General features: G+C 53.1%; 19 protein-coding genes. 6 read left to right on the forward strand and 13 right to left on the reverse strand.

Annotated features, from left to right (window positions below; translation table 11 throughout):
• Positions 1 to 12: 12 nt before the first annotated feature.
• Positions 13 to 210, reverse strand: a complete 198-nt coding sequence (locus AC1D1M_RS14235; protein WP_007976534.1) for a YbdD/YjiX family protein — start codon at positions 208 to 210, stop codon at positions 13 to 15.
• A gap of 2 nt (positions 211 to 212) precedes the next feature.
• On the reverse strand, positions 213 to 2,270 hold the full coding sequence (locus AC1D1M_RS14240) for a carbon starvation CstA family protein (protein ID WP_477776116.1): 2,058 nt from the start codon (positions 2,268 to 2,270) through the stop codon (positions 213 to 215).
• Positions 2,271 to 2,673: 403 nt separating this feature from the next.
• On the opposite strand from AC1D1M_RS14240, the gene AC1D1M_RS14245 reads away from it, so the two are divergent.
• From AC1D1M_RS14245 to AC1D1M_RS14255, 3 genes are all read left to right on the forward strand, one after another.
• Complete coding sequence (locus tag AC1D1M_RS14245) at positions 2,674 to 4,038, forward strand: cache domain-containing protein (RefSeq protein WP_477776117.1); 1,365 nt, start codon at positions 2,674 to 2,676, stop codon at positions 4,036 to 4,038.
• 32 nt (positions 4,039 to 4,070) lie between these two features.
• Positions 4,071 to 4,703, forward strand: a complete 633-nt coding sequence (locus AC1D1M_RS14250) for a response regulator (protein WP_477776118.1) — start codon at positions 4,071 to 4,073, stop codon at positions 4,701 to 4,703.
• A 122-nt stretch (positions 4,704 to 4,825) separates the two neighbouring features.
• Positions 4,826 to 5,188, forward strand: coding sequence for a hypothetical protein (locus tag AC1D1M_RS14255; protein ID WP_477776119.1), 363 nt, complete (start codon positions 4,826 to 4,828; stop codon positions 5,186 to 5,188).
• Between the two features lie 87 nt (positions 5,189 to 5,275).
• On the opposite strand, the gene AC1D1M_RS14260 is transcribed toward AC1D1M_RS14255, so the two are convergent.
• Positions 5,276 to 6,163: a hypothetical protein gene (locus AC1D1M_RS14260; protein ID WP_477776120.1), complete on the reverse strand. Its 888-nt coding sequence runs from the start codon at positions 6,161 to 6,163 to the stop codon at positions 5,276 to 5,278.
• Positions 6,164 to 6,472: 309 nt separating this feature from the next.
• A complete protein-coding gene (locus tag AC1D1M_RS14265; protein ID WP_046042524.1) occupies positions 6,473 to 6,826 on the reverse strand; it encodes a hypothetical protein in 354 nt (117 codons plus the stop codon).
• Between the two features lie 229 nt (positions 6,827 to 7,055).
• Here AC1D1M_RS14265 and AC1D1M_RS14270 point away from each other — a divergent pair, with 229 nt between their 5' ends.
• Entirely contained in the window at positions 7,056 to 7,184 is a 129-nt protein-coding gene (locus AC1D1M_RS14270) for a hypothetical protein (RefSeq protein WP_477776121.1), read from the forward strand.
• A 43-nt stretch (positions 7,185 to 7,227) separates the two neighbouring features.
• On the opposite strand, the gene AC1D1M_RS14275 is transcribed toward AC1D1M_RS14270, so the two are convergent.
• The 9 genes from AC1D1M_RS14275 to AC1D1M_RS14315 all read right to left on the reverse strand — a co-directional run bounded on the left by AC1D1M_RS14275 (position 7,228) and on the right by AC1D1M_RS14315 (position 15,699).
• Positions 7,228 to 7,941: an SMI1/KNR4 family protein gene (locus AC1D1M_RS14275; protein WP_477776187.1), complete on the reverse strand. Its 714-nt coding sequence runs from the start codon at positions 7,939 to 7,941 to the stop codon at positions 7,228 to 7,230.
• Between the two features lie 304 nt (positions 7,942 to 8,245).
• A complete protein-coding gene (locus tag AC1D1M_RS14280; RefSeq protein WP_477776122.1) occupies positions 8,246 to 8,668 on the reverse strand; it encodes a hypothetical protein in 423 nt (140 codons plus the stop codon).
• A gap of 63 nt (positions 8,669 to 8,731) precedes the next feature.
• The gene (locus tag AC1D1M_RS14285; protein ID WP_046042525.1) at positions 8,732 to 9,313 is read right to left on the reverse strand and encodes an Imm5 family immunity protein; all 582 of its coding nucleotides are present in this window, start codon (positions 9,311 to 9,313) and stop codon (positions 8,732 to 8,734) included.
• Entirely contained in the window at positions 9,310 to 10,542 is a 1,233-nt protein-coding gene (locus AC1D1M_RS14290; RefSeq protein ID WP_477776123.1) for a PAAR domain-containing protein, read from the reverse strand. Before AC1D1M_RS14290 ends, AC1D1M_RS14285 begins: the two co-directional genes overlap by 4 nt.
• Positions 10,539 to 11,126, reverse strand: coding sequence for a DcrB-related protein (locus tag AC1D1M_RS14295; RefSeq protein ID WP_477776124.1), 588 nt, complete (start codon positions 11,124 to 11,126; stop codon positions 10,539 to 10,541). Before AC1D1M_RS14295 ends, AC1D1M_RS14290 begins: the two co-directional genes overlap by 4 nt.
• A gap of 23 nt (positions 11,127 to 11,149) precedes the next feature.
• The gene (locus AC1D1M_RS14300) at positions 11,150 to 12,985 is read right to left on the reverse strand and encodes a type VI secretion system Vgr family protein (RefSeq protein ID WP_477776125.1); all 1,836 of its coding nucleotides are present in this window, start codon (positions 12,983 to 12,985) and stop codon (positions 11,150 to 11,152) included.
• A 55-nt stretch (positions 12,986 to 13,040) separates the two neighbouring features.
• The gene (locus AC1D1M_RS14305) at positions 13,041 to 13,769 is read right to left on the reverse strand and encodes a hypothetical protein (RefSeq protein ID WP_477776126.1); all 729 of its coding nucleotides are present in this window, start codon (positions 13,767 to 13,769) and stop codon (positions 13,041 to 13,043) included.
• 172 nt (positions 13,770 to 13,941) lie between these two features.
• Positions 13,942 to 14,658 carry a hypothetical protein gene (locus AC1D1M_RS14310; protein WP_477776127.1) on the reverse strand — a complete coding sequence of 239 codons (717 nt, stop codon included), beginning with the start codon at positions 14,656 to 14,658 and terminating at the stop codon, positions 13,942 to 13,944.
• A gap of 9 nt (positions 14,659 to 14,667) precedes the next feature.
• On the reverse strand, positions 14,668 to 15,699 hold the full coding sequence (locus AC1D1M_RS14315) for a hypothetical protein (protein ID WP_477776128.1): 1,032 nt from the start codon (positions 15,697 to 15,699) through the stop codon (positions 14,668 to 14,670).
• A gap of 789 nt (positions 15,700 to 16,488) precedes the next feature.
• On the opposite strand from AC1D1M_RS14315, the gene AC1D1M_RS14320 reads away from it, so the two are divergent.
• Together AC1D1M_RS14320 and tssB are read left to right on the forward strand one after the other, a co-directional pair.
• Positions 16,489 to 17,241: a hypothetical protein gene (locus AC1D1M_RS14320; RefSeq protein WP_477776129.1), complete on the forward strand. Its 753-nt coding sequence runs from the start codon at positions 16,489 to 16,491 to the stop codon at positions 17,239 to 17,241.
• Between the two features lie 68 nt (positions 17,242 to 17,309).
• A complete protein-coding gene (tssB, locus tag AC1D1M_RS14325; RefSeq protein ID WP_007978739.1) occupies positions 17,310 to 17,843 on the forward strand; it encodes a type VI secretion system contractile sheath small subunit in 534 nt (177 codons plus the stop codon).
• Positions 17,844 to 17,848 lie beyond the last annotated feature (5 nt).

Here is a 17,848-nt window from a genome sequence, read left to right on the forward strand (position 1 = left end):
TTTTTACTTCACTCAACAGCACTTCGGTCCGGCTTTACTGCCGTAACGGGCCTCCTGGCGTTCCCGAAAGAACGCCTCGTAGTCCATCACCGGTTTGTCCGGGTGCTTGGTCTGCATATGCTCGACGTAGTTGTCGTAGTCGGGCATGCCGACCATCAGGCGTGCAGCCTGACCGAGGTATTTACCGAGGCGACTCAGGTCATTGAACATGATCAGGCATCCGGCAGCGCGTGGAATGGCGCTTCCTTATCCGTACGCTCCTTGCTGCCCCAGGCGGAGATACCGACCTTGAGCGCGAAGAACAGGATGCTGAACACCACGAACAGGAACAGCGCGGTCAGCGTCGCGTTGGTGTAGGCGTTGAAGATCACGTGCTGCATCTGGTCGATGCTCTTGGCCGGGGCCAGCACCTGACCGTTGGCCAGCGCATCGCTGTACTTCTTCGCCAGGGCGAGGAAGCCGATCGCCGGGTTGGCATCGAACAGCTTGATGAAACCGGCGGTGGTGGTGCAGATCAGCAGCCATACCGCCGGCAGCAAGGTGACCCAGACATACCGCTGGCGCTTCATCTTGATCAGCACCACGGTGCCGAGCATCAGCGCGATACCGGCCAGCATCTGGTTGGAGATACCGAACAGCGGCCACAAGGTGTTGATGCCGCCCAACGGATCAATCACGCCCTGGTACAGCAGATAACCCCACATGGCCACGCAACCGGCGGTGGCGATCAGATTGGCGGTCCAGGATTCGGTCCGGCGCAGGGCCGGCACGAACGAACCGAGCAAGTCCTGCAGCATGAAACGCCCGGCACGGGTACCGGCGTCGACCGCCGTCAGGATGAACAGCGCTTCGAACAGGATCGCGAAGTGGTACCAGAACGCCATGGTGTTTTCACCCGGCAGGACGTGGTGCAGGATCTGCGCGATACCGACTGCCAGGGTTGGCGCACCGCCGGCACGGGCCAGAATCGTGGTTTCACCGATGTCGTGGGCCACCGCCTGCAGGGCTTCCGGTGTGATGGCAAAGCCCCAGCTGCTGACGGTTTGCGCAACGGCAACCGCATCAGCGCCAACCACGGCTGCCGGGCTGTTCATGGCGAAATACACGCCCGGATCGATGACCGACGCGGCGACCATGGCCATGATCGCCACGAACGATTCCATCAGCATGCCGCCGTAACCGATGTAGCGGGCATGCCCTTCACTGGCGAGCAGTTTCGGCGTGGTGCCGGAGGCAATCAGCGCATGGAAACCGGAGACCGCACCACAGGCGATGGTGATGAACAGGAACGGGAACAGGCCGCCCTTCCATACCGGGCCAGTGCCGTCGATGAACTGGGTCAGGGCCGGCATTTTCAGCTCGGGCATGGTCACCAGGATGCCAATGGCCAGGGCGACGATGGTGCCGATCTTGAGGAAAGTAGAGAGGTAGTCACGCGGTGCCAGAATCAGCCACACCGGCAACACCGCTGCGACAAATCCGTAGCCGATCAGCATCCAGGTGATCTGGAGACCGGTAAAGGTAAAGGCCTTGGCCCACACCGGATCCGCGGCAATCTGCCCGCCGAGCCAGATCGAACCCAGCAGCAGCAATACGCCGATCACCGAGATTTCACCGATGCGGCCCGGGCGGATGTAGCGCATGTAGATGCCCATGAACATCGCGATCGGGATGGTCGCCATCACCGTGAAAATACCCCACGGGCTCTCGGCCAGGGCTTTCACCACAATCAGCGCCAGCACCGCGAGGATGATGATCATGATCAGGAAGCAGCCGAACAGCGCGATGGTGCCGGGGATGCGGCCCATTTCCTCGCGGACCATGTCGCCGAGGGACCGGCCATTGCGGCGGGTGGACATGAACAGGACCATGAAGTCCTGCACGGCACCCGCCAGCACCACGCCGGCGATCAGCCACAGCGTGCCGGGCAAGTAGCCCATCTGCGCCGCCAGCACCGGGCCGACCAGAGGTCCCGCGCCAGCGATGGCCGCGAAGTGGTGACCGAAGAGCACGTGTTTGTTGGTCGGTACGTAGTCCAGACCATCGTTATTGAGCACAGCGGGAGTGGCTCGATTGGGGTCGAGCTGCATCACTTTATTGGCGATGAACAGGCTGTAGTAGCGGTAGGCAACAAGGTAGATGGCGACGGCTGCGACTACGATCCACAGGGCGTTGATCGCTTCACCGCGGCGCAGGGCCACGACACTCAGCGCAATCGCTCCCAGGACAGCCACGGCAAACCAGGCGAGGTGTTTAGCCAGACGGGGCATAGCGTGTCTCCTGCCGACAGCCAGTGACTGCGGCGGTAATTTTTATAATTGTGTCCGCGGTGCGGAGCTGGCCCAATATCTGCGCATGCCGTCCACAAATAAATCCGCGTTACTACGTACGTGGCGTCTACGTAGTTCTACGTAGATGACACCGATCTCCTGTGGGTTGACCACCGGATCCGGGGCCATCCCCGATCAAATGTTGGAGCGAGCTTGCTCCGGGCGGCGTTCCGACGATAGCGGACTTTCAGCCACATCACTTCCGAATGTGCCTCCCTCATCGCGAGCAAGCTCGCTCCCACAGGTTTTGCACACTCCCACCCGGTCATTCCGTCCAGCAACGCTACAAGCCCAGCGCCGCTTTGGCATATGATCCCTAGCCTTCGCGCGGGCAGGAGTCAACATGCAGCTCAAACACAAAATTGTCGCCCTCGGGATTCTGCCGCTGGTGCTGGCCATTGCCGTCATCTGCGCGCTGGTGATTTCCCTCAACCGCCAACTGGGCGATCAGCAGGCGCAACTGATCGAAGACAGCATTCTGGCGAGCAAGCGCGCGGAATTGAAAAACTACGTGGAAATGGCGCAAAGCCTGATCGCGCCGCTGTACGACGACGGCCATGGTGACGCCCGTGCCCAGCAGCAAGTGCTGGAAGAACTGCGCAAGCTCAGCTTCGGCATCAACGGCTACTTCTTCGTCTACGACCGCGAAGGCCGCAGCCTGATGCACGCACGACAGTCGGAGCTGGTGGGCCAATACCTGTGGGACATGAAAGATCCCCACGGCCTGCCGGTGATTCAGGCGCTGCTGCAAAGTGCGCAATCCGGCGAAGGCTTTCAACGTTACGCCTGGAACAAACCTTCTTCCGGCCAGGTGACCGACAAGCTCGCCTATGTGGTGATGCTCGATCGCTGGGGCTGGATGCTCGGCACCGGCATCTACCTCGAAGATGTCGAGCGCGCCACCCAGCAGGCCCGTGCCGAAGTGGCCATGGGCATTCGCAAGACCATGATGGCGATTGCCGTGGTCGCCCTCGTCGCGGTGCTGTTCGTGTTCGCCACCGGCATGACCCTGAATGTCAGCGAGCATCGCCTGGCGGACAAGAAACTGCAGCGCCTGACCCAGCGCATCGTTAGCCTGCAGGAGGAAGAGCGATCCCGGGTGTCCCGCGAGTTGCACGACGGCATCAGCCAGGTGCTGGTCTCGATCAAGTTTCAGTTCGAACTGGCCAGCCATCTGCTGGAACGTGGACAAGCCCACGACAAGGGCCTGAACACGTTAAGGGATGCCACCGAACGCCTGGGCGAAGCGATTGGCGAGGTGCGCAGCCTGTCCCACGACCTGCGCTCATCCTTGCTCGACACCCTCGGCCTGCCGGCGGCCATCGGCCAATTGGCCGCCGAATTCGAGCAGCGCAGCGGGTTGACCGTGACCTATGACGAAAATGAATTCGACTGCCAACTGGTCGACGGCGCGGCTGTGTCGCTGTTCCGCATCGTCCAGGAAGGACTGACCAATATTGAACGCCACGCGCAGGCGAAGAACGTGTCCATTACACTGCGCGGCTGCGACGAGTCCGTGCGGCTGACAGTGGTCGATGACGGCATCGGTTTCAACGTCGCCCAGGTCGAACGTCGTCAGGCTGGCATAGGTTTGCGTAACATCCGCGAACGCGTCGAACATTTTGGCGGGCGCTTCGATTTGATCTCGATGCCGGGCAGAAGCGAGCTGGACGTACGGCTGCCGATGAAACCTGGCGCAAAACGCTGAGCCGGCCCAACACTACAAGAGTGAAACCTCGCATGAACCTGCCCTCCCCGATCCGCGTCGCCCTGGTCGACGATCACTCCCTGGTCCGCGACGGCATCAAGGCGCTGCTGGCCGTGATGTCGCCCCTGGAAATGGTCGGCGAAGCGGAAAACGGCGCCGACGCCATCGAAATGGTCGGACGCTGCCAGCCTGACCTGCTGCTGGTCGACATCAGCCTGCCGGACATGAACGGCCTGGAGCTGACCCGTGTGCTGCGCAGCCAGTACCCGTCGCTCAAGGTGCTGGTGCTGAGCATGTACGACAATTACGAATACGTCAGTGAATCGGTGCGCTCCGGCGCCAGCGGCTACGTGCTGAAAAACGCCCCGTCACGGGAAATCATCGCCGCCATCGAAGCCATCAGCAGCGGCGGCACCTTCTACAGCGCGGAAATCGCCCAGCGCCTGATCGCCGACAAGAACACCGACAATGAACTGACCCCGAGGGAAAGCCAGGTGCTGTCGAAGATGGCGCAAGGCTTGAACAACAAGGAAATGGCGCGGGAGCTGGACATCAGCGTGCGCACGGTGGAGACACATCGTTTGAGCATTCGGCGCAAGCTCAACATCGACAAGCCGGCGGCGCTGGTCAAATACGCGATCGATCACGGGCTCATTTCCCGATAACACCGGGTGCGGCATCCATTGACTGCGTCGATAGTCACCATTGATTCAATGAAGTTCTCTTAAAAAATCCACGGCGTAACATCTGCTCCATACCAACCCATAACACCCCGGAGCACACCATCATGAAACGCCAGACCCTCCTCAGCATCGCTTTCTCGGTTTTTGCAGTGAACGCTTTTGCCGCTACTTCTGCTCAGCCAGTTGTCGCCGAAGGCGGTTCGGATCGTCTGATTGAAAGCCGTGTGGCCGAGGGTGGTTCCGATCGCCTGATCGAAAACCGCGTTGCCGCCGATGGTTCCGACAAGTTGATGGAGAACCGCGTTGCCGAAGGTGGYTCCGACAAACTGCTGCARAACCGCGTCGCTGAAGGTGGCTCTGACAAACTGCTGCAAAATCGAGTCGCTGAAGGTGGCTCGGACAAACTGMTGCAAAACCGCGTCGCTGAAGGTGGCTCGGATCGTCTGATCCAGAATCGCACCGCCTGAATAAATTGCTCTACCACCGCCCCACAAAAAAACCGGCCTGATCAGCCGGTTTCTTTTGTTGTTCAGCCTGAGGGTACCTTGAGAACTTCAGGCCAGGCTCTCGACAGTCTCGTCGCTGCTTGCTCGTTGAGCATCCAGCAGGACATCCAGCGTCGTGAGGAACAGGTCATGGCTCATGATGCCGGTGCACACCGTTGACAGCATCGGGTTCCCAGCCTCGTCTTTTAGAGTGACCTTCTCACTCCAGGCATTTAAATCGACTGAAGCAAGGGTCGACACCGGGGTTTTACGTCCGTCAACTTCCAGAAATTCGCGTGTCACAATAATTGTTGGTGTGACGACATTCAGGAGGTCTCCCGCGATCCGTTTGCGCCAGACCTGCCCAGTCGGCACATACTTGAAAGTCACTGCTCCGCCAGACTCAAGCTTGTTCATCACAACCGGCAAACGCTCGCGGACGTGCAACTCACGCACCAACTGCTGAAAGTCCTGAAAGCCTTTCAGCGACTCGATAATGCGATGAAATGGCTCCCTTTCATTACGTCGATACGCCAGGTTGGTGATCAGCCCGGTGAATGCCGTCTGCCCCGAGCCGAACAGATACAGGTCTTCCATTTCAGCAAACGCCGTAAATTGTTGCTGCTTTCCGCTGACAGCAACAATGCCGTGCTCGTAAACCTCATAATGGGTCCCGCGCAACTTCTTCTGCCACGTATAAAGTCCGAACAGGGCTGCCGAAATGACGACCAACAAGCCACTGACGGAGTAGATCAGCAACTGCGGGCTGGAACCACGACTGGTGTTCGCCCCGGAACTGCCCGCCGGCAGTATGGTGCCCAGGTACAGCACAAATCCCGCCAGGCACAACAAGACGATTGCGAACAACAGCATGAAGACCAGAAAGCCTTTACCGTGGCGGAAAGTGGAGATCAGTTGACCTGTCACCGTTGGAGCGGGTGTGGGTGATTGCTGCATGAGATGGTTACTTCCCTAGTAGTTGACTTTATAAAACACCGTAATCCTGGCAGGTGTTAGTGAAAAACGAAAACCATCGTCTATTTCTCTGTGCAGGTCATCGCGATCCCTGTCACAGCTTATCAAGCCTTCAGTTCGCCACTTCTCCAGGCACCACACAATAAAACACAAGAACCCATCGTATTTAATCAATGAAAAATATGATAGTTGATGACATCAATACAGATAGAGCATTTCTGATAACTCTGTTTTAGTGCCGAGGATGACTACATCCTTCATAAATAAAGCCAAACCAATGCCCATGAAACATCAATTATCCAACTGTCGATCTACTTCCTTATCGGCAGCATCCAATATACCGCCGACGAGTGCAGCATCAACCTCCCAAGTCTGGAGCTGCGAATTACCGGCATACTGCTCGCCAAAAGGAATTTCATAAAATTTCGCAACTAGATGCTCTTCATGAATAATTTTAAGGACTGAGCGTATAATCTTTGCTTTCTCTTGGTAATCTCCTTCAAAAATCTCCACCTCCACAATCGGACGTTCGTTCAACCACGAGTCCTTCAACGAATGCAGTGATACACCAAGCGTTTTGTGAAATTTCAGAAGACTTTGTGCCTGAGTTACTTCCCCTTCAAGAACTATTGCTATAACAGGCATAAAAAGCACTCCAAAAATCAACTTAATGACGCCGCCGTTCCATCCAAATCGAATATATCGACCTCTTGACCAGACAACAGTTTCTCGAAATCCAGCTTGGTGGTATGGCCCAGCACGTCGGTGACGGCGATCAGGTCCTGGCGCTCGTCGAACCGAAACGTGGTGTTTTACCCAAGGAACTCTGGAAGCGCTCGACCCATGCCAGGTGTTCCACCACGGGTATTTTGACTTGTGGCTGGCATCAATGAAGGTGCGGCAGGCCGTCATCACCGTTAAGGTGTTCGGCTGTGTGACCGAAGGCGTCGACTTCGGCGATGAGGTTGCTATTGGGGTGCGCCAGGCCCTGTTGTCGGGTTAATTCACCTAGGTGTCACACGCCAAGCTACTTGCTTCAGACGAATTTAAGCTTTGAAATTAGATTCTTCTATCAATATATCACTTCGCAATTGTGTGTCTTCCAGAAATATAGAGATCCACGTATCCATCACCTCAAAAACATCTATTCCCAATTCCGGCTCCATGGATTGCTCATGCCACCAGATAACACCTTTATCTTCCGCCTGGTTATTTATATCCACGGCTAAATAATCTCCACCCCCATTAGAAAAAACTGTAATCCAACTCTCCGCAAAGCTCGTTTCTTCTTCATCAATTAAATCTGCTACACGTGATAAATCTTCTATTTTTTGAGGCCCCATTGATTGCGCGGGGAAAAAAGTGAACCCATTGTGTACATGCAAATAGAAATCCGACAACCTACCCGCAATCAGGTTAATCTTATCAGACTTCAATGGACAACTACTTAGTGGCAACCCACCCACATAGTAATAAAGACCATTGGCGTCATGAAAAACATATAACAATTCAATTTTTTCCCCACCCAAGACAAACGTGCCGATCAAGCAAGTATCTAGCAAGGACAACACCCAAGGCAATTTATCGGCAAAAGAATACCATGCAACGGAAAACTTGGGTTGCTCAGAAAAAACGGCACCAAACTCTTTCCACCCCGTCGGAACAACCACATCCGCGGGCAATTCATTCGGCGAAAAATACACATCACGATCGACAAAACAAGTTTTAACTTGTTCCACCACGTTTTCCAATGTAATCATTTTCGACACTCAAGCTCATCCTCCGCAATGGTGTCCCACAAAAGTTTTTTTAAAGGCAGAATCAGTTCGCCTGACGGCGAATTCCTAACCTCACCTATTAGTTGCTTAACTAACATTTCTGGTTTTTTGTTCATTCCCATCTCAGAGTTTTATTAACTGCCCAATCAGACTTGAAGTTCTGGACATCAAAAATTTTAAGCATTGAAAAAAGTAGTTGAACATAGCGGCGCAGCGAACTATGCAACGCCGCATCCGACGCTGACAAAATGTCCTGATAGCCCTTTAGCTACCGCAAACACTAAATCTACCCAACGAAATTCTCAAAATCAGCATACTGCAACTGATGTTTTTCCAAAGCGCTTTTAGCCTTATCCGAAACGACCAGCCTATGATCAGTTGCAATACCAAAGTCTGACACTCCAGCCTGACCTTCAACTTTCAGCCACAAGAATTTTGGCAAAACCGTCAATGGCTCCATTTCATCAAACTCTTCAGACTTTGAAATCTTTACAGAATCTAAAGAAAAGCCTGTAAGGTTTCGCTTGGTGATTTTTGAGGCCACGGCCTCAGTTACAATAAAACACGGAAATATTTCCAAAACCTCATCACCCAACCAACTTTCAAACTTATACTCTAACCTTGTCACTACAGGCGGATGGCTTGCAGTATTTACTACAGCATCTTCACCAAACCCTCCAGCAACTTCTGGCTCTAAATAATAAAACATTGAAAATCCCCACATTAGTTCCGCAACAAAAAAACAACATAAAAGCTCCAGACTAATAGAAATTCAAACCACCTGATTTATTGCACTCGACAAATACCACTCCCAAAATCTACGCCGCAACTCAGAATCGCCACTATCGTCCAATCCCCCGGCGAAAGCAGAAGCCATTAAAAAGCTAGGTTCGAATGCGTCAGGATCGAGGTCACGATCATCACGATCATCAGAAGGATCAAACACAAAATCAGCTGTTGCTGTAGCAATTGTATTGGCAGCAGCATGACCAACGAACATTGCTGGATACTCGTCAGGTTCGTATTCTTGATTTTCAACTACCTCAACATAGAAATCATCTCGAATACTCAGGGCCTTCACTTCAGAGAGCTTCCCCTCAACGGTATCAAGCGCTACAGTTAGAACCGTGATTAAATTCTGAGAACTTCCAAACTTATGTGACCAGATGGCTGCGCCATGATTTACACAAATATAATCCAGCTTGGTAAGAATCAGCCTTTTCACCTCGTCAGGCTCATCAACCGTAATGGTGTTCCACAAAAGCTTTCTTAAAGGTAAAATCAGCTCACCCGACGGCGAGTTTTTCACCTCAACCAACAATCTTTTAACTAACACTTCAGACTTTTTGTTCATTCCGACCTCAAAATTGTCTCAACTGTCCCATCAGGCTTGAAGATCCGAACCGCCTTTGGATCGGCAACAACCTGCTCCGCATTCTTATACTGCGCTAATTTTGAAAAATAACCTTGGCAGTCATTACACATTGGTTTAGAAACGCCTATAGGATGATCCGGGCTGATTATAGACATTTGTTTTTCCGCATGAGACGAATAATATTGCCCTTTGTAGTCTCTATCATATGGGTGTGACTTCACTTCGTGCCCAATTTCTTCTGACTTCGCCTTTACATGCTCTGCTGATACTTTTTCGTACCCCTCGGGTTTCTTGTCACCCCATCCACTCAATGTTTTTTTGTCGTTCGATGATACGGTTTTTACTTTATATTCTTTGCTCGAAGGTAGTTCTGTTTTGGCATGATTCGCGCGACCTAATGCGGCTTCTGATTCCGCAATGCTCGCAACTTTTTCTGAACCTTTTGGGACAATCTTCACATTCGCAAGATTCGACCCAACTCCTTGAACCTTAATCTCATACCGCGCATCAAACCACTTCCCCCCTTTAGCCCCTAGCCCTCCTCCCAACAAAGCGCCACCGAAGGCCATCAGTTTCTGTCCATCGGACCCTTGACCAAACAACTCCCCACCAGCCCAGTGTCCAGCCAATCCGCCTGCGACAGCGCCAACAAGCCCTGCAACCACGACCACCGGGCTTGCCAATACGAAGGCACTTCCCAAACCAACGATGAGAACTGCTCGCTCCAGCCACTCCGGGACTTCGGGATTTATCGGGTCGGTCGTATCGATGCCTCCTCCGATGAATACATTGCCAGATCCGGAACTGATTTTCCCATCACACACGGTGCGATCACCGACCCGGGCCGCTGGTTGACCGTTGATATGAACGGTACTGCTCCCCTGCGCAACTATTTGCGGCGCAGAGCCGTGCTCGTCACATTTCGCCTTGTCCAGGTGCGCTCTGGCGGCGGGCTTGCCATTGGTATGAACGTTGCCAGACCCACTGACGATTTGGCCGGCTTCGTGACTGCAAAACGACAAACTTCCAACCAACTGACCTATGCCTGCTCCCGTCGCCGCGGCAGCGCCGACAATTGCGACCGCTGCCAATCCGCCGGTACCCACGATCAGAGCAGCGCCAATGGCACCAACGGCGAGTCCTGCAAGCAACCCCGTTAGTGATCCGGTGTGCTCAATCGGATCATCCAGGCGTGCAGCAGCGCTCATGCCTGCTCTACCGATTCACCGCCATCTTGGACGTGCCGCAGTTCAAGCGATTCGACTAACTCATAGAACGCGCTTCGCTCTTCAGACGTCATGCCTTTGGGATTGTTGCTTGTTCCTGTGATCTGCATCAGAAGCGGCTGCCGAAGTTCGTCGTGATGGAGAAAGATCAACTGGAGTTGGTGCACCGGTTGACCTTGTTGCCGCCATTTGAATTCGACACGTCTAGCTTCAACACCCGCAAGTTCGGCAGGGCTCAAAGGCTCAACCCACTCCAGATGTGATAGGGCTTTTTTCAGATCAGCAAGCAACTGCTGCGCCATTGATTCAAGATCACTGTCGCTTTCGATAGGTGTTCGACCAATTACCACGGATAAGGGGCTTGGCCCTATATCAGTGAGCGTAAATACATGAAACGTTTTGTCCTTGAAGCCTGGCGGGCGAACAAAGCTCAACTCATTGGTCTGAAAACGTTCGGGAGGTGGGGGCGGTGCGTCGAGTGCCTCCTGCTCCAAGCGCTCTTTTTCGAGTTGCTGTTCCTCACGAATCCTTTTCTCGGAGATACGATCGTAAATACTGGTTCGCATGCGGCAGTCCCTTATCCGTCAGCTTATTTGTTCAGGTTGATGATGGTTTTACCTTCCACATCGACGACGATGCCGGACAGGGTAATTGTCCCGTCCTGATTCATGACGAACTTGCTGGCACCGACTTCCAGCGTGATGGACGTCTCTGCCTTGATCTTCACTTCGCCCTTATCGACGGTGACGTAATACGACCCCTCTTCAACGGCAATGCTGGTTTCCAGCTTGATAGTTTCCGAGTGCTTGCCGTCGACTTTGATCTGGCGACTTCCACCGACTTTATGGGTTTCGTCAGCTTCGATTTCGGTGTCCATATTGCGTTCGGCATGAACAATGATCTGTTCGGCACCCGCTTTATCGTCGAAGCGGAAAAAGTTCGCATTGCTGCCCTTCCCCTTCATCGACCGCGTCAGAAACCCGCTCTGGGTCTTGTTCGCCGGCAGCGACCACGGCGGGGTGTTCTGACTGTTGTAGAGGCTGCCCATGATCAGCGGGCGGTCGGGGTCACCATCGAGAAACGCCACGACCACCTCGTCGCCAACGCGAGGGATCAGGACACTGCCGAAACCGCCACTGGCACCGGACTGGGCGACGCGGACCCAGCAGGAGCTCTTGTCGTTGAACTCGCCGTAGCGGTCCCAGTGGAACTGCACTTTTACCCGGCCCAGTTCGTCGGTGTAGATCTCTTCGCCGGGTGGGCCGACGACAATGGCGGTTTGTGGGCCGGATATCGTTGGCGTCAGGGTATCGAGTTGAGGTCGAAACTTGATTTTCTTGCGTACGCAAATAAAGTTGTTGGCATAACCCGCCTGTCCGCCGGACAGATAATTATTACTGCCCCGATGCTGGATGCTCATCAACAAAAACTGTCGGTCATCGACCGAGCCATTATCGTGTTCGTAGTGCTGCGTGAGCTCGAACGTGTAACCGGGTCGCATCGCCCGGCAGTTGCTCGCAGCGGAAAACTCCTTGCCTCTGAGTTCCAGTGCCTCGATACGATTGCGCACCAGCACTTCGCCGTCGTCGTACGTTCCATGGGTGTACTGCCCCATGAAGTCGTAAATCTCGAACGCAGGTACATCGCCCTGCTGATTGAGACTGTTCATGGTCACTGGAAGGCGGTTTTGAGGCTGGCGGTAATCGAAGGTCTGGACCGCTATTTTGCTCGATTGCAACTCCCTTTCCGCATTCCAGTGGGTGATCGAGTCCGCCGACTCCGTAATGGAAGCCGTGTGAAATCGCACTTGAGGCTGCTCTGGCAGTACAGGTAACTGGGTTGAATCATCCATGATGATCAACGTGTGACTATCGGCGGTGTGCTCGAAGTAATAGAACAGCCCTTCGTGCTCCAGCAGGCGCATTACGAAATGCCGATCACTTTCCCGATATTGAGTGATGTAGCTATGAGGTTTGAGCGCACGGTTAACTCGAAACTCGAACTTGGCCAGTCCTTCATAACGACTGAACACTTGGGTAATCACTTGTTCGACCGTTTGGTCCTGGAAAATCTGCGAGTCAAACCGCTGTTCAAGCAAACTGAGCCAGGAGCCGATCAGCGCCGAATAACGACACATCCCACCGTCGCTGCCACTACTACCGAATCGCAATACATGCCCGTTAATGTAGCGACTTGCGCCCGTAGCCAATTCAATCTCGATCGTCGCCGACTGCCCCAGCGCGCTTTTGAGTTTTACACTGGCATCATCGGACAACAGCTCCAGTTCAAAGCCGAACTCCATCGAAAGGCCCTCGTGCCCGACGAAGGATTCAAGCAGGAGCTCCTGGCCATTTTTAAGCGGCATATTCAGTTTGAACAGGCGCCGGTTCTGCGCGGTAAACAGGGATGAAAGATCCATTGTCATATGTAACTCCTGGAAATCTATATTCGGGCTACTGCCGCAATACCATCTGGCGCCGTCAGGAACCTGTCGGCTGACGCAGGGAACTCATCCATTTAAACAATCGACCCAGCCACCAGCGACTGCGGGCTTCGCGTATTTCGTCGATTCTCATGAAGGTATATGGGACAGGCATGCAACGCTCTTGCAGGCGAAGTGTGCGGATGCCGCGGATTACGTGACGTAGTCGTACCAGCAAATACACGCACATACAGGTCCCTAATAAAATGGAAACCGCCCCGGCATTGAATGAACCTACAGATTTAACAAACAGACTGCCAAGCAAAGCGGCTCCCCCTACAAGCACACCACCAAAAAATCCAGAATCCTTCGCCTTGAACTCTTTAGCAGCGACTTTTCCACCTTCAATTTTAAAAGGCAAAAATGGAGACTTCGTAAAATAGATCAGTAAAAACGCAGCAACCACTATCAGCATAGGCCCTGCCCCAGCTGTGACCGCACCCACCGCACCAAATCCTAAATCATTCTTCAAAAGCAAGTAGCTTAAACTGGACAGAAGATACATAAGCGAATACAACCCAGAACAAAGCGTTATCAACACGAAGCTTGTATATCGCTCACATCGGTAGGCTAAATATAAAGTAGCACCCAGCATCAAAAAAATAAGAAAAAAATACATATACCAGTAGTAGGGCAACCCAGAAATTTTGAAAACACCGGTAAATGCCACCGCAGAAAACACGAGCCACGGGAGCTTTTTAATCATGTATGCATCGGGATCAAACATTTGGCACTCTCAATTTTTCAGGCGATCCGCAATTTCTTTATCTAAACCACTATGAATCATAAACGATTGAACGGCAGTGCCGGCCACCATGCCGACTACAAAAACTATCACCACGGTGCTCCCAACGAACCCGCAATAGCTTAAAATTAGTCTCGCTATATATCGCCCCCAATTACACCGAAGACCGCAGGGAAATTAGCCATCTCAAAAACCTACCCAGCCACCATCGGTGACGGGCTTGACGTATTTCATCAATCTCCATGAATGTGTAAGGAACGTTCATATTACGCTCCTGAATGTGGAGGGTACGAAGACCTCGTACGGTGTGCCGTAATTGGATCAATATTGCGATAGCGCAACCGGTGCAAATCGACACGGCCACCACATCGGTTGTAAGTGCGTCGACCATTCTAAGAAATACACCCCCCGCCAACGCTGTAATACCAGCAATAATCCCGATATTATACTTAGGTTGTTCTCGGCCACCTGAACGTATAGTTATCCTATTACCTACGCATTCAAAAGGAAAAAACGATGGCTTGCTGAAATAAATCGTAGCAAAAACCCCAAAAACCAAAACTGCCGGGCACATCCCAATAACAACAGGAAGAACAGTTGTTCCCCCTAAAAAATTTGAAGTAGAAAGATACGCCAAACCACCAGCCAGGAAAGCAAAGATACTTACCGTAGCGGTCAGAACTGTTGTCAAATACACCACATAGCTCTCGCATAAATAAACGAGATACAGCGTCCAGACAAAAAATAAAGCACAAAAAAAACAGTACACCCACCAGTAATAATCTAAATTTGAAGGACCCAAAGCGCTCAAAAATACAATAGAGAAAAAAACCAGCCAACTTCCCTTCTTTATAGTGTCCGCATTAATCATGATTAAGATTCATTTTGTTAGATAATCTCCAATTTTTTGATCCGCTCCTGTGTAACTCATGCCTCTCTGCGCTACCAATCCAAAGCCCCAGCCGACAGCGAGAACCAGCACGAGTGGTGCGGCCCCGAATGCTGCGATTCCATATACAAAAGTAACTAACGCCCCCCCAGCTATCCCACCAGCAAACGCCGCAACATTAGTAGGCTGGCTGTATGCAGACTTCCTATAAAACTCGTTCATTGAAGCCGAACTTGTATAGTCAAAATAAGCCTGCGGCCCAACGGCCAAGGCAACTCCGACGGTATTGCCTGTCATAAACTTCAGTCCGCCTGCGGCTCCGCCGGAATGCAACATTGCACGTTTACTAAGTGCGGCCTTAGTTCCATAAGCCGGAAGATTAGCAACTTGCTGCCCAACCTGCCCCAGCACCTTATAACTTTGTGCCTGGGCAGTAATCGGCACTTCAAAATGCAACTGCCCTGCAACCCGAATCAGTTTTATCCTGCCTTTGAAGGCTTTTTTAGCTGAGGTTGAGTTCGCGGTGCCCCGACTACTCGCCCACTTGATCAGCTTTTTCTTGTCGGCCGCGGAGAGATCCAGCAGGTCTACAACCGACTTTGACTTGGTTAATGCAGCGATGCTGGTACCGGCACTGACCAACGTGCCAGGCAAGTTGGCCGGAGAAAACATCAAAGGCCCTATTTCCGGGATGGCCTCGGCGGTTTTCTGCAATTCTTTCAGCGCTTTGACTGAAATATCCTTCGCCGAAGTCAGGCTCCTGATTAACGAACGCAGTAACTGTAAGGACTCTTGCGCCTCACTCGGCGACATGTCCAATTCGGGCGAAGCCAGTTCATGGGCGAGAAACATCGCCGCGTTGTAATCGCTGGTCGCGTAGTAACCGGCAAAATTTTGCGGCGCAGGGAAGGACCGCGAGGCGATCTCACTGGGAAATGAAAGATTGCCGCCAGAAATCAATCCGGCTTGCTGCCGCGTACCGCGGGGGTTGGCCACTGTGCAAGGTAAAAATCTTTCATCCATGTTCCTTTCTCCTATACCCGCCGGTCGAATAGTTCTGCAATAAACTATCGCCGTGTAAGGCCCTGCTCACTTTCCGAGCGTCACGCTCAACTAACCGGCGCCTCTCGACAGCTAATAACAATAAAGATCAGTTGATCCAGTCATGCTGTTGCGGGATGCGATCACCCCACCCGCCAAAAGTTCCGGGCATATTGAAAAACGAGAAACGCATCACAGTTTGTCGAACCGGGACTTGAATACGTGCGAAAGGAAACACCCACGCACCACTCGGTGTCAACCCGGTTTTTGTTGTTGATGGCTTTTGCCGACGGAGTCAGCACCACCACTTTCGCCAGTAAAGAAGCTCTCACTTCCCGCTGATTGTGTTTCCTTGCATGAATGAACCTCTCTCGCAGATGAACCGCTTCACCTTTTTACAATTTAATTTGAACTAAAAATTGGATCCAACACACTCACCAAACCCTTGATCCTGCTGGGTTTCAGACTTCGATGTAAGTATTTTCCTACAAGAAATGGCACTAAGACATCATTGCAGGACGTAACAAAAACGAGAAAAAATCAGCCCCCATGTGAACTTTTCGATATCGGTGCTGCCATACACGACATTGCTGGCCACTCAATATCTTTATGCCAGCAATGAACTTCCGGATACGCCTGACGGTGTGATTTCTTGATGTCAAACATCAGCAATCACAACTCGTGAACAGGTGTTCAATCGAGAAATTAGTAGCTCTTCACGCCCGGGTTAATCCGGGTAGCGATCGTGGAGTGTTCAAGGACGATGTACCGATGACTCAGACGTTTTTTGATGTTGAAGCATTGATCAAGCTGCGAAGCCAGACCCGGGCCATTTCCGATGCGCTCAAGGCGCAGGCTTCGGACTATCTTGCGACCCTGGCTTTGCTGATCCGTCCGCAGACGTTTTTCGGTGAGTACCTGCAGGGCGCGCAACGCAGCAGCGGGCGCGAGACCCAGCACCATTTCAAGGAACTCAAGGAGCTCTACGACCGCATCGGCTCGACCTCCCCGTACAAGCTGGTCAACGAACTCGAAGTGCCCCTCAACCTGCTCAGTACCACCCCGCAACTGTTTGCGCTGGAGTACGACAAGGTGCTGTCCCAAAGCGGCCAATCCATTCGCATCACCAGCCCCGTGCGCTGGGTGGTCGGGTTCAGTTCGTTCGACCTGGCGCGTTTTCGCACCGTCATCAAAGACCCCAATCGCAGCAGCGCCGAGCTGTACCGCTTCGTGGTGCATTACCTGGTGCTGTTCTACTGCCTGAGCAAGTCACCCGGCATCAGCCGCCTGCTCGAAGGCCTGCGTTTTCCCGTCAGTTTCGAGCGCTTGAAGGAGTTCGGCGACCTGCCCTTCTGCGTCATCAGCTCGCCGGTTCGCTCGCAGTTGCCCGACGAGGCCGTGATCCGCAGCAGCACCCAGATTGCCGGCAACACCAGCTTCGAAGAATTAGTGGGCTTTGAAAACATCATGGAAATGAACGATGAAATCCGTCAGCGCCTGCTGCTGACGATCGAAGGAATGTAACGCGCTCGGCCACCCAATGAACCGACACGCAAACGACTTGCAGCGAATTGCTCGCACAGGAGATCACGATGGCGAAGAAGGAAAGTACCCAGCACAAACTCGATCGCGTTCGCGCGCCTCGGGTCCATATCACCTACGACGTGGATATCGGTGACGCTCAGGAAAAGAAAGAGCTGCCCTTTGTCGTCGGTGTGCTGGGCGATTTCTCCGGTAACCCGCTGGAGCCGCTGCCGAAGCTCAAGGACCGCAAGTTCATTTTCATCGACCGCGACAACTTCAACGGCGTGCTCAAGGGCATCAAGCCGCGCCTGACCTACCGCGTCGACAACACCCTGGCCAAGAACGGCACGCAACTGGGCGTCGAGCTCAACTTCAACGCCCTCGAAGACTTCGAACCGCAGAACGTGGTCAAGCAGGTCGAGCCGCTGCGCAAGCTGCTGGAAGTGCGCAACAAGCTGGCGGACCTGCGCAACAAGATGGGCGGCAACGACAAGCTCGAAGAGCTGCTGATGGACGTGTTGCAGAACACCGAGAAGTTGAAAACCCTGGGCAAGGAATTCGGCCGCGAAGCCGCTGTTCCAGCCACCGACGGCAAAGCGTAGGAGCC

The sequence above is a fragment of the Pseudomonas sp. P1_F7 genome, assembly GCF_056405655.1.

Coding starts and splice junctions, on each gene's coding strand:
- AC1D1M_RS14235 (WP_007976534.1), bottom strand. CDS start 210: ATGTTCAATGACCTGAGTCGCCTCGGTAAATACCTCGGTCAGGCTGCA.
- AC1D1M_RS14240 (WP_477776116.1), bottom strand. CDS start 2,270: ATGCCCCGTCTGGCTAAACACCTCGCCTGGTTTGCCGTGGCTGTCCTG.
- AC1D1M_RS14245 (WP_477776117.1), top strand. CDS start 2,674: ATGCAGCTCAAACACAAAATTGTCGCCCTCGGGATTCTGCCGCTGGTG.
- AC1D1M_RS14250 (WP_477776118.1), top strand. CDS start 4,071: ATGAACCTGCCCTCCCCGATCCGCGTCGCCCTGGTCGACGATCACTCC.
- AC1D1M_RS14260 (WP_477776120.1), bottom strand. CDS start 6,163: ATGCAGCAATCACCCACACCCGCTCCAACGGTGACAGGTCAACTGATC.
- AC1D1M_RS14265 (WP_046042524.1), bottom strand. CDS start 6,826: ATGCCTGTTATAGCAATAGTTCTTGAAGGGGAAGTAACTCAGGCACAA.
- AC1D1M_RS14275 (WP_477776187.1), bottom strand. CDS start 7,941: ATGATTACATTGGAAAACGTGGTGGAACAAGTTAAAACTTGTTTTGTC.
- AC1D1M_RS14280 (WP_477776122.1), bottom strand. CDS start 8,668: ATGTTTTATTATTTAGAGCCAGAAGTTGCTGGAGGGTTTGGTGAAGAT.
- AC1D1M_RS14285 (WP_046042525.1), bottom strand. CDS start 9,313: ATGAACAAAAAGTCTGAAGTGTTAGTTAAAAGATTGTTGGTTGAGGTG.
- AC1D1M_RS14290 (WP_477776123.1), bottom strand. CDS start 10,542: ATGAGCGCTGCTGCACGCCTGGATGATCCGATTGAGCACACCGGATCA.
- AC1D1M_RS14295 (WP_477776124.1), bottom strand. CDS start 11,126: ATGCGAACCAGTATTTACGATCGTATCTCCGAGAAAAGGATTCGTGAG.
- AC1D1M_RS14300 (WP_477776125.1), bottom strand. CDS start 12,985: ATGACAATGGATCTTTCATCCCTGTTTACCGCGCAGAACCGGCGCCTG.
- AC1D1M_RS14305 (WP_477776126.1), bottom strand. CDS start 13,769: ATGTTTGATCCCGATGCATACATGATTAAAAAGCTCCCGTGGCTCGTG.
- AC1D1M_RS14310 (WP_477776127.1), bottom strand. CDS start 14,658: ATGATTAATGCGGACACTATAAAGAAGGGAAGTTGGCTGGTTTTTTTC.
- AC1D1M_RS14315 (WP_477776128.1), bottom strand. CDS start 15,699: ATGGATGAAAGATTTTTACCTTGCACAGTGGCCAACCCCCGCGGTACG.
- AC1D1M_RS14320 (WP_477776129.1), top strand. CDS start 16,489: ATGACTCAGACGTTTTTTGATGTTGAAGCATTGATCAAGCTGCGAAGC.
- tssB (WP_007978739.1), top strand. CDS start 17,310: ATGGCGAAGAAGGAAAGTACCCAGCACAAACTCGATCGCGTTCGCGCG.